The sequence below is a fragment of the Catenibacterium sp. AM22-6LB genome (assembly GCF_003435615.1).
GTDB lineage: Bacteria > Bacillota_I > Bacilli_A > Erysipelotrichales > Coprobacillaceae > Catenibacterium > Catenibacterium mitsuoka_A.
Window position 1 is genome coordinate 13,930 of sequence record NZ_QTUM01000006.1, and the last position, 11,713, is coordinate 25,642.

Below are 11,713 nucleotides of genomic sequence, written 5' to 3' on the forward strand. Positions count from 1 at the left end.
GTGCTATACTTCAACTCCGGGGGGGATTAAGATATGACAAAGAATATGACAGAAGGACATCCATTAAAACTCATTGTGATGTTCGCATTGCCTTTATTATTGGGTAATATATTCCAGCAGACTTATAATATTGTGGATACTGCAATAGTAGGTCAGACACTTGGTGCCAATGCACTTGCGGCAGTAGGCTCTACTACTAGTGTACAATTTTTAGTATTGGGATTTTGTATTGGTATATGCTGTGGGTTTGGTATTCCTATTGCCCAGTCATTTGGTGGAAATAACTTATCTAAGATGCGTGATTTTATTTATCATAGTATCATTCTTACAATTATCATTGGCGCAATATTAACTGTAGGATGCTGTTTATTATGTATGACTATTATACATATATTACAGATACCAGCTGAGATTGCATCACGTTCTTATATATATTTATTAATAATATTCATAGGTTTACCATGCACGTTATTATATAACTTATGTTCAAGTATATTACGTGCTGTAGGAGATAGCCGCACACCATTCTTATTTCTTGCTTTTTCTGCTTGTCTCAATATTGTGTTAGATTTATTCTGCATTATTATTTTAAAGCTCGATGTCGCAGGAGCAGCCCTTGCGACAATTGTGTCACAAGGTATCAGTGGTATCTTATGTCTTATACTCATTAAGAAACGTTTTACAGTATTACATATAGAAAAAGAAAATAAAGTAATAAAGTCATCCATCGTTAAGAATTTACTTGGTATGGGACTTCCAATGGGATTACAGTACTCTATTACTGCGATTGGCTCTATGGTCATGCAGGGAGCCAATAACTCTTTAGGTGCCACTTATATGTCTGCCTTTGCAGCGGCAGCTAAAATCAAACAGCTTGCCATCTGTCCATTTGATGCATTGGCCACAGCAGCTTCAACTTTCGCAAGTCAGAACTATGGCGCAAAGAAATATGATCGTATCAAAAAAGGTGTTATACAAACTGTTGTTGTAGGTATTATCTATGGCGTGATTGTAGGAATCTTATTGATTCTATTTGGTAGAATATTCTCAATGTTGTTTATTTCATCAAAATATAGCGCAGTCCTTGATGCATCCGCAAAATATATTACCTATATGGGATATTTCTATTGGGTTCTTTCAATTCTCAATGTATGCCGTCAGACAACTCAAGGGATTGGTTATTCTGGACTTGCAATATTCTCTGGTGTCATTGAAATGATTGCAAGATGTTTTGTATCATTGGTATTTGTACCGATAGCTGGTTATACCGCAATTTGCTGTGCTGATCAGACAGCCTGGATTGTTGCAGCACTTTATTGTGTATTCACTTTTAGCTATTGTTTCAAAAAGATTCAAGAAGAATGACGATATTCAAGAGGTGTCATATGATACCTCTTTTTAAATTGTGTATTAAAATAGCTGGGACGACTAAAGCCGCACATTTTTGAGATAGATACAATAGAATAATCAGTAGATAATAACTCAGCACTATGCACTAAACGTAATTCATTCAAATAAACCATAGGAGAAGTATGAAGATATTGAGAAAAAATATTACAGCATCTTGAACGACAGATAGAAATAGAGTCTGCCATATCCTGGATGGTGATCTTTTGAGAAAGATGATCTCTCAAATAATGAATCATTTCTAACATCTTATCATAATCGTCTAATGGTTTACTTTCTGGAAGAATTGTACTAACTAAATGGACAAGCTCTGATGCAGAAGAGAGAATTAAAAAGGGATTCATTTCTGGAATATTAAGTAAACCATATAGCTTGGTGATGAGTGCATGAATTGTATGATCATGAATAACTATATAAGGGGCATGTTCATGATTAAAGAATGAATCAAAATAACTTAAAAGTGATTCATGTATACTAAAAGCTTCTCTTTCGATAGAGACAGTCATTAAATGGGCTGTAGAAGAAAGTCTTGCATGAATAATATGAGTATTAATCATAAAGGCTTCACCTTTATGAATAGTAATTGATTCTCCATTAATTAAATAGGATACTTCTCCATGAAGACAGTAGATGAACTCTAAAGAATCGTGATCATGATAAATCATATCATTTTCTGTATTTTCAATATGCTGGGTATGAATGGGAAACATGATAAAACTCCTTATAAACGATAGTGATATTATTATAAATATAAAATAGATATTAATCAACAAAAATATACGATAATGATATAAATGAAAGAAAACGCGATAATTATCAAGTGAAGTTGATGTACTTAATAAATGTAAACGGTGACATTTCATAAAAACAGACTTCTAAATATACAATATTGATATGAATGAATAATAAGAATTGATTATAGTTCTATAATATATACGATAATGATATATTTGTGTATAATGTTAAGAATATGTTATAATTTGATTCGAGGAGCTGATAGGATGAAAGAAGAATTATTTGATGATTTAATATTAGAAAGAGGTTATGAATATGCCCAAGAAGGGGCAGTGGATCATGTACGTAAAGTAGGAGAAGTGATCTATGCCACTGTTCATGGGACAGAGGATTATCATGTAAAAATAGATGATAATGATATGTTCTGCGATTGTCCCTATGCTAAAGAGGGGGCGCATTGTAAGCATATGGCTGCTGTTTTGTATTATTTAGATAGTCATCCTGTTTATGATGAACATACAATTATTGATGCATTAAGTGAGAAGCAGGCTAAACAACTATTAAAGAAAATATTAAAAGATCATCCAGAATATTTAGATCAACTACCGCAGGTAGAAAAGAAAGTAGAAATCAAAGAAAGTGTGGAAGAGGCTTTTAGAAATCATCCTGACAAGAAATCAGCTCGTAGTTATATTGTGAAATGTATGGATGATTATATGGATATAGATATACTTATTCATACATTTAAAAATTATTTGGAAGATAAAGTCGTATCCAAATCTTTGATTGATTACTATAGTACACTTGATATTAAAAAAGCGATTTTATTTGTGAAATCATTAAAGACAGACAAGCCTTCTATTAAAAAGATGTATCAATCTTATTTGAAGGACTTATATTTAAAAGATAATGATAGAGAATCTTATTTAGATATTTTATGGACACTAGTAAGAGAAGATGGACAGATAGATTTCTATCGTGAATTAAAAAGACAATATACAAAAGAGGAATGGATTCCATTAAGAGAAGATCTTCTTAATAGTCTTCCACCTCGTGCAAGACTTGATAAGATTTATTTAGAAGAAAGCATGTATGATCAGTTATTGAATCTTGTCATTCAAACACCTGGTTTGTATATTCTAGAAGAGTATTATCATGATTTATTGAATTATCCTGAGCAGCTATTAAATAAGTATTTAGAGGAACTTAAACCTCTTGTAGGTAAACAGGATATCACTCATTATCTCGAAGAAATAGAAGAGATTCCTGGAGGCGTGCAGTTTATTTCTTTAAATCAATTGAGAAAATAAGGCATTTTAAGCGTATAAAAAGAGTAGGGAGATATAATCTCTCTACTCTCTTAATTTTTCTAATCCCATGATAAAGAAACTGATGATTAATAATAAGCTTGATACCCAGATAACATGAATAGATTTTCCTTGGGAAAATAAACCACCAAATCCTGCACCAAGTCCAAAAAAGAAAATAATTCCATAATAATAGAATGCACGTCTAAGTGATGCTTTATTATGTGTTTCTGTATAATCAGCTAAAGCACTTGTACCATTACGAATATTCCCAATACACATTGTAGAAGCATAAGAATAACCACTTACTTTTCTAAATGTCTGTACCTGAAGCGCACAAGAGAATGAGACAAGAATAGTCGCTAAGCTATCTAAGTGATGAGGAATGAGTCCTACAAAGAATAGAATCACTATTTCTAATACAAGTATACCCTGTCTCCAATGCATCTTTTGGGCATATTTAAAGCGGGAATGCACAATATCGGCAATAAATATTCCTGATGCAAAGGCGATTAAAGGTAACAAATACTTTAAGGCAATCATCCATTCTCCACTCATGATATGATTACTTAATAATACGACGTTACCTGTCTGGGCATTAGAATAAACACCACCACGTGCAAAATAAGTATAAGCATCCTGAAAGCCACCAGACATGGCAAGGAAGATACTATTTATAAAAGCTTCAGACATCTGTCTTTCACGTAAAAACCATTGAATAAGTTTGTCTTTCATAACATACTCCATTGTAAATTTAAATCAAATGCATTATACTGAATGAACAGAAATATGTAAAAAGTATTTTTGATATACTGATGATATGATTATTATATGGGAGGACGCTTATGGCAAACTATGATTATTACAGAATATTCTACTATGTAGCACAATACCAGAGCTTCACAAAGGCAGCTGAAATGTTAAGGAACAACCAGCCTAATATCACCCGTTATATCAATAACCTAGAAAGTGAACTAGGCTGTAAGCTTTTTATTCGTTCTAATAGAGGTGTTAAATTAACACCGGAGGGAGAAAACTTATTTGAACATGTGGCAATTGCTCAGGAACATTTAAGGCTTGGAGAAAGTGAACTACAAAAAGAAAAAGAATTAAATAGTGGTTTAATTACTTTAGGTGTCAGCGAGAATGCATTACGTATATTCCTTCTAGACCATCTAGAACGTTTCCATGAACAATATCCACATGTACGCCTGCGTATCACAAACCATACTACTCCAGAAGCATTAGAATCATTAAAAAATGATTTATGTGACTTCTCTGTTGTTACAACACCAATAGACTTACCACATTTATTACAGGTCTCAGTACTTGATCATTTTGAAGATATTCTCATTTGTGGGAAGAAGTATAAGGAACTCTCATTGAAACATCATTCTTTAGATGAATTCAAGGATACACCTTTTGTTTCGCTTACAAGTCAGACAGGAACAAGAAATTTCTATAATCAATATTTCTTAGATAATGGTGTTTCTTTCCATCCTGATATAGAAGTCTCTACAACTGATCAGATTATCCCTCTTATTATTCATAATTTAGGTATTGCTTTCTATCCTAGAAAGCTAGCCCAGCCATACTTAGATAAGGGAGAAGTCTATGAAATCCCGTTGTTTCAATCATTGCCACATCGTAAGGTCTGCTTAGTGAAAGATCCTAATAAATCACAAAGCATTGCTTCTAGTAAACTGATTGAATCACTTACACATCGTTAAGGAGGGAAACTATGCCACTACTTATATTTATGATAGGTACTTGTTTTGGCAGTTTTATATCTTGTATGTCATATCGTTATATTACTCATGAATCAATACTTGGAAGAAGTCATTGTGATTATTGTGGACATACATTACATGTATTAGATTTAATTCCAGTCTTATCTTATATATTACTTAAAGGGCAATGTCGTTATTGTCATCATAAACTCAATAAGAGTCTGCTTGTTCATGAACTAACAGCAGGCTTTTTATTTATCTTATTTTATATTCATGATGGATTAAGTATTCTTTATTTATCCCATATTGTCTCTCTTACATGCTTTTATATCATCTCTATTATAGACTTACATCTCTATGAAATACCTGATATATATCTTCTTATTAGCTTATTATCTAGCTTTAAGACTATATATCTCAAAGAATCTCTTGTTCTCCTATTATTTCTTATACTATTTGTTTATCTTTTTTATAAGGCTACTGGAAAAGAAGGGTTAGGTGGGGGAGATATCAAGATGTTAGGTGTATGCAGTCTTTCTTTAGGTATTTATCAAACGTTAAGTATCTTATCTATTGCCTGTTTCTTAGGAATCATCTTCTCTTTTATAAAACAAAAGAAGATGATTCCTTTTGGTCCTTTTATTGCACTTGGATGGTTAACTATATCTTTATTTGACAGTTTCTTAATCCTGTAATACTATTTTTGTCATAGGAGGATTCTTATGACATCACTTTTTGAAGAAACATTTAATGAACCTCTTCCTTCAAGACTGAGACCTGATAATTTAGATGAATTTGTTGGACAGACTCATCTAGTAGGAAAAGGAAAAATACTAAGAAGACTTATAGAAACAGATTCTATTTCTTCAATGATCTTCTGGGGACCACCAGGAGTTGGTAAAACAACACTCGCAAGAATTATTGCTTCTCATACACATTCTTCTTTTATTGATTTCTCAGCTGTGACTAGTGGTATTAAAGAAATAAGAGAAGTGATGAAACAGGCAGAAAATAATCGCGTCTTTGGTGAAAAGACAATTCTATTTGTGGATGAAATACATCGTTTCAATAAATCCCAGCAGGATGCTTTTTTGCCTTTTGTAGAAAAAGGAAGCATTATACTTATAGGTGCGACAACTGAAAACCCATCATTTGAAATCAATGGAGCTCTTTTATCACGTTGTAAGGTATTTGTCCTCAACGCACTTGAAGAAGAGGATATTGTTTCATTACTCAAACATGCCATTTCTAGTCCAAAGGGATTTGGAAATTTAAATATAGATATATCTGATGATTGTTTACACCTTATTGCATCTTTTAGTAATGGTGATGCAAGAAATGCGTTATCTACTTTAGAAATGGTTATTAATAATAGCGACGAGAAGGATGGCATCATCCATGTTACTAAGACCATCATTGAACAATGTACACAAAAGAAATCTCTTTTATATGATAAAAAGGGTGAGGAACATTATAATCTCATTAGTGCCTTACATAAATCTATGCGTAATTCAGATCCAGATGCAGCTATATATTGGCTGGCTAGAATGTTGGAGGCGGGAGAAGATCCTCTTTATGTCGCAAGAAGAGTGATTCGTTTTGCGAGTGAAGATATTGGTTTAGCAGATCCCCGTGCCTTATCTATTGCGAATGATGCTTATACAAGCTGTCATTATATTGGTATGCCTGAATGTTCAGTCATATTAACGCAGGCTGTTGTCTATATGTCCATGGCACCTAAATCCAACTCATTATATGTTGCCTATGAAACAGCTAAAAAAGATGCCTTAAAAGAATTATCTGAACCTGTACCATTGGTTATTCGTAATGCGCCTACAAAACTTATGAAGGAACTACATTATGGGGAAGGCTATCAATATGCTCATGATACAAAAGAGAAGATTACGAATATGCAATGTCTACCCGATTCTTTAAAAGACAGGGAATATTATCTTCCAGGTACTCAAGGTGCAGAGAAACAATATAAGAATAGATTAGATGAGATCAAGAAGTGGAGAAAAGAAAATCAATGAGTTATTGTGTGAAATGTGGTCATGAATTAATTGAAAAAGAAAATGGAATAGATGGTATGGTACCTTATTGTCCAAACTGTCAGGAATTCAGATTCCCAATGTTTAACAGTGCAGTCAGTGCGCTTGTACTCAATCCCAAAAAAGATAAAATCCTTCTCATCCAACAATATGGACATAAGGATAATATCTTAATTGCAGGTTATGTCACAAAAGGAGAAAATGCGAAACAGGCTCTTTTTAGAGAAGTCAAAGAAGAAACAGGTCTTACTATTTCTTCTTATGAATTCAATGATAATGAATACTATGCTCGTACTAATACATATATAAATAACTATGTCGTTGTTGTAGAAGATGAATCATTCCACTGTAATGAAGAAGTAGATTATGCAAAATGGTATGATCTAAAAGATGCAATGAATATCATTAAGCCTGACTCTTTAGCTCAGGAATTACTTAGAAGATATTTCTATAAAAGAGAACACAATCTTGTTTTCACAAGATAAAAGACGACTATTTGAAGTAGTCGTCTAGTAAGTCATTTTTAATTGTGAATGTAGGGTTTCCCATATAACCGGGAGCTACTTCAAATTGATCAAAGCAGATGACAAGTTCACCTTGTTTATTAATATAGTAGCTTTGATTCTTCGAAATACCTTTAAAACGAGGATTATCATTCTTTTGACACCAATATACTTTATTGGTGTCTTTTTTCATTTCTTCTTTCATTTGTTTAAGTATCTCTTTAGAAATCACTTTTTTATAGTCACTATTCTTAAAATAAGCAGAAAGAGGGATACTCTTTCCTGTGGATTTGTTGATTGTATAATAAACGTTCTTTGTGTAACTATCTGCATGTGCTTTATTTAGCTCTAATTTAAGAGTAAATAACTGGTCTGTATTATAGACAATCTCATGATTAATAGAATAATAACTTCCGCTTTTTTCCTCTTTTGAAATAAAATTCTTAATAGTAGATGCCATCTTACGATTCACTACATCAAGTGCTTTCTGTTTATTATTATCTGCAGTTGTAATCCATGGGACATGGGATTTCTTCATATCTACAGTAAATAGGTTAGATAGAGAAAGTCTATTTGGTGTATTGGTATCTTTATTAAGTTGATGATTGATCAGTATAAGTATAGCTACAAGGACAATAAAAGAAAGTCCTATCTTTTTCCAAAATGTTAGTTTATGCATAATATCACCTATTTCACATTATACACAAAAAAACTGTTCATGACGAACAGTTTTACTCACCAAATGAGATTCCTACAAGCTTTGCGCTTTGTACGATTTCTCCTTCAGTATCTACAAATTTTAATTTTCCTGCAGTAGCTTCTAATGGAATATGTGTAACATGATTTCCTTGTAATACAACATATTCACCATAATGTTTCTTAATGATGAGTCTTGCACCTTCTACACCAAAACGTGTAGAGATTTCACGATCATAACTATCAGGATTACCACCACGCTGTGCATGACCAATACATGATACACGAATCTCAGCATCAATTTCCTGACTTAATTCATCAGCTACTTCATAAGCTACAGAACGACCATTTCTTGCAAGTACTTTTGCTTTATAGTCTTTTCGCTTCATTAAGGCATCGGCTTCAGAAATAGCGCCTTCTGCACAGGCAATAATCGCATAGTTCTTTTCGTTCTTTAATGTTTCTTTAACCTTTTTCGCAACAACTTTAATATCATATGGAATCTCAGGTAAGAGGATGACATCAGCACCTGCTGCAATACCTGCAGATAAGCAGATATGTCCTACCTTATGACCCATAACTTCAATCACGAAAACACGGCTATGACTTGCGGCTGTTGTCTTGATTTCATCCAAGTAACGTGTCGCAATGGCTGTGGCAGAAGAATAACCAAATGTATAATCAGTACCCCAGGCATCATTATCAATTGTCTTAGGTAATGCAATTACATTTAGTCCTTCCTGTGATAACATATTAGCACTTTTAATAGAACCATTACCACCTAGTACAACTAAGCAGTCCAATTCAAGTTTCTTATAAGTATTCTTCATCGCTTTGACTTTATCAAAACCATTTTCAATAATATGCATACGTTTGAAAGGACATCTTGAATTTCCAAGAATTGAACCACCTACGTTTAAAATATCATAAAAATCTTTAGGCTTCATTTTTTTGTATTTTTCATACATTAATCCTTTATAACCATCAATAAAGCCAATGATTTCAACATCTTTCACATTTCTATAAAGAGTTAAAGCCAACCCACGCATAGTTGCATTAAGGGCTTGACAGTCTCCTCCGCTTGTTAAAATACCAACGCGCATATTATACCTCCCTTATACTTTTTTCTTAAAGAAGTATTCCTGACTATTGATCTTCTCTTGTTTATTCTTTACACGTTTATATGTACCATCATTTAATAAACGTGATGCTTTCACATTATCATGAAGCATAATATCAAACATATTAAGAATAGTCTTCTTAATACGAGGATCATGAATTGGTGCACCCACTTCTACACGTCTTTCTAAGTTACGTGTCATTAAATCTGCAGAAGATATATAAACTTCAGGATTTTTATCACCAAAGATATAAATACGAGAATGTTCCAAATAACGTCCGACAATAGATATAACATGAATATTTTCTGTATAACCCTTAATACCAGGAATGATACAACAGATACCTCTTACGATTAATTGAATCTTAACACCAGCCTGACTTGCTTCTACAAGCTTTTCAATCATTTTCTTACTTGTCACTGCATTACATTTAAATCCCACATAAGCAGGTTTACCAGCTTTTGCAAGTTCAATTTGTTCATCAATCTTTTCAAAGATTTTTGAAATCATACAATGTGGTGCGACTAACAATATATTCGCATTATGATCTGTTTCACCTAAACATAAATGAGTAAAGAGTTCATTGGCTTCTTCACCAAAAGCATGTTCTGAAGTCATTAAACAGAAATCTGTATAAAGTTTAGAAGTCTTTTCGTTATAGTTACCAGTACCAATCTGAGTCAAATACTTGATACCTTCATCTGTACGATAAGTGACAAGACATAATTTAGAGTGTACTTTTAATTCACTTAAACCATAAATAACATGACATCCAGCACTCTCTAACTGTTTAGACCAGGCAATATTGTTTTCTTCATCAAAACGTGCACGAAGTTCTACTAGAACTGTCACATCCTTACCATTTTCTGCAGCACGAATCAAACTCTTAACAACCTTAGAATTTTTAGCCACACGATAAAGAGTCATCTTAATACTGATTACCTGTGGATCACGACTTGCTTCATCTAAGAATCTTAAGAATGGTGCCATAGATTCAAATGGATAAGAAAGTAATATATCATGCTTTAATACCTGTTTAATCATTGGTACAGTATTTTCTACAAGAGGTGAATTACGTGCTTCAAGTCTCTTATAGAATAATTCTGGATGACGTGATTTTAAATAATCCTGTAAAGTAAATACAAATGAGAACTCTAATGGACTCTCTACTTCAAAGACCTGACCATTAGAAAGATCTAAGAAATGTTTCAACATATCTACTTCAATCTCTTCTAGACCTGGAGACATCTCCATTCTTAAAGGTGCAAGCTTTCTTCTTTGTTTAATAAGAGTTTCCATCATTTCACGATAATCTTCATGTTCCTGTAAAGAATAATCATCCTCTTCAATATCAGCACTTCTTATAATACGAATTATAGAAGCATTCTTTACTGTTTGTCCATGAAAAATCATAGGAAGATTTTTTTTCACAATTTCTTCTGCCAAAATAAATTTACCGGGCTTACTAGGTAGGGCAATTAATCTTTCATCAAAAGCAGCAGAGCATGACACAATACCCATCTTTCTCTTACCCTTTTTACTTTCTAATTGTGTCACAATATAGAGTTCACCATTATTAAGGAAAGGGAATGGCTGTCTTTTAGAAACAACCTGAGGTGATACAAGTGGAAGCATTTCCTGAGTGAAATAATGTTCGAGGAATTTTTTATCTTCTTTATCTTTAATATCATCATAACCTACAATCTCTACACCATATTCTTTCATCTTTTCAAGATTTGATGCATAGATCTTATCTCTCTTCTTATATAAATATTTTACCTTTCTTTCACATGCTTTAATCTGTTCAGATGATGTCATATTTGTCTTATTTTCTTTTAAAGCAGGATAAAACAAAGCCTGATCAAATAAGAATCCCATACGTACTCTAAAGAATTCATCTAGGTTCGTTTGGAAAATTGAAATAAAAGTCAGACGCTCACCTAACGGCACGTTTTCATCTTTGGCCTGCATAAGAACACGGTCATTAAACTTTAACCAAGATAATTCTCGGTTATCTTTATATATATTCATAATTAATCCTCCCATCTATATACTCATTATAGCGTTAATTCTAGCATTATACTAATAATAGTGTGATTTAGTTAGAATAAAGTTTGTGTAAAGATAGTGTAAAATTTGTTCATTTCATATATTTTGTAAGAA

Annotated in this window: 11 protein-coding genes; 6 read left to right on the top strand and 5 right to left on the bottom strand. The window is 32.8% G+C overall.

Annotation, left to right across the window (positions count from 1 at the left end):
- Positions 1-33 precede the first annotated feature (33 nt).
- Positions 34-1,365, top strand: a complete 1,332-nt coding sequence (locus DW269_RS02650) for an MATE family efflux transporter (protein ID WP_117458434.1) — start codon at positions 34-36, stop codon at positions 1,363-1,365.
- On the opposite strand, the gene DW269_RS02655 is transcribed toward DW269_RS02650, so the two are convergent.
- Complete coding sequence (locus tag DW269_RS02655) at positions 1,353-2,117, bottom strand: AraC family transcriptional regulator (protein WP_158546291.1); 765 nt, start codon at positions 2,115-2,117, stop codon at positions 1,353-1,355. The genes DW269_RS02650 and DW269_RS02655 overlap by 13 nt on opposite strands.
- 291 nt (positions 2,118-2,408) lie before the next feature.
- On the opposite strand from DW269_RS02655, the gene DW269_RS02660 reads away from it, so the two are divergent.
- Positions 2,409-3,452: an SWIM zinc finger domain-containing protein gene (locus DW269_RS02660; RefSeq protein ID WP_158546292.1), complete on the top strand. Its 1,044-nt coding sequence runs from the start codon at positions 2,409-2,411 to the stop codon at positions 3,450-3,452.
- A 42-nt stretch (positions 3,453-3,494) separates the two neighbouring features.
- Here the strand turns inward: DW269_RS02660 and DW269_RS02665 are convergent, their stop codons facing one another.
- Complete coding sequence (locus DW269_RS02665; RefSeq protein ID WP_226793136.1) at positions 3,495-4,184, bottom strand: YoaK family protein; 690 nt, start codon at positions 4,182-4,184, stop codon at positions 3,495-3,497.
- Between the two features lie 110 nt (positions 4,185-4,294).
- On the opposite strand from DW269_RS02665, the gene DW269_RS02670 reads away from it, so the two are divergent.
- Genes DW269_RS02670 through DW269_RS02685 form a run of 4 tightly spaced genes read left to right on the top strand, consistent with a single transcriptional unit; the run spans position 4,295 to position 7,715 of the window.
- The gene (locus DW269_RS02670) at positions 4,295-5,179 is read left to right on the top strand and encodes a LysR family transcriptional regulator (protein ID WP_117458437.1); all 885 of its coding nucleotides are present in this window, start codon (positions 4,295-4,297) and stop codon (positions 5,177-5,179) included.
- An 11-nt stretch (positions 5,180-5,190) separates the two neighbouring features.
- Complete coding sequence (locus DW269_RS02675) at positions 5,191-5,874, top strand: A24 family peptidase (protein WP_117458438.1); 684 nt, start codon at positions 5,191-5,193, stop codon at positions 5,872-5,874.
- A gap of 27 nt (positions 5,875-5,901) precedes the next feature.
- Positions 5,902-7,212, top strand: coding sequence for a replication-associated recombination protein A (locus tag DW269_RS02680; protein WP_117458439.1), 1,311 nt, complete (start codon positions 5,902-5,904; stop codon positions 7,210-7,212).
- Complete coding sequence (locus DW269_RS02685) at positions 7,191-7,715, top strand: NAD(+) diphosphatase (protein WP_233502408.1); 525 nt, start codon at positions 7,191-7,193, stop codon at positions 7,713-7,715. The genes DW269_RS02680 and DW269_RS02685 overlap by 22 nt, the downstream gene beginning before the upstream one ends.
- A 7-nt stretch (positions 7,716-7,722) precedes the next feature.
- Here the strand turns inward: DW269_RS02685 and DW269_RS02690 are convergent, their stop codons facing one another.
- The 3 genes from DW269_RS02690 to ppk1 are packed head-to-tail and all read right to left on the bottom strand — an operon-like array spanning position 7,723 to position 11,581.
- The gene (locus tag DW269_RS02690; RefSeq protein ID WP_117458441.1) at positions 7,723-8,412 is read right to left on the bottom strand and encodes an RsiV family protein; all 690 of its coding nucleotides are present in this window, start codon (positions 8,410-8,412) and stop codon (positions 7,723-7,725) included.
- Positions 8,413-8,464: 52 nt separating this feature from the next.
- Positions 8,465-9,532 carry a 6-phosphofructokinase gene (locus DW269_RS02695; RefSeq protein ID WP_117458442.1) on the bottom strand — a complete coding sequence of 356 codons (1,068 nt, stop codon included), beginning with the start codon at positions 9,530-9,532 and terminating at the stop codon, positions 8,465-8,467.
- Positions 9,533-9,544: 12 nt separating this feature from the next.
- Entirely contained in the window at positions 9,545-11,581 is a 2,037-nt protein-coding gene (gene ppk1 / locus DW269_RS02700; RefSeq protein ID WP_117458443.1) for a polyphosphate kinase 1, read from the bottom strand.
- Positions 11,582-11,713: the final 132 nt, after the last annotated feature.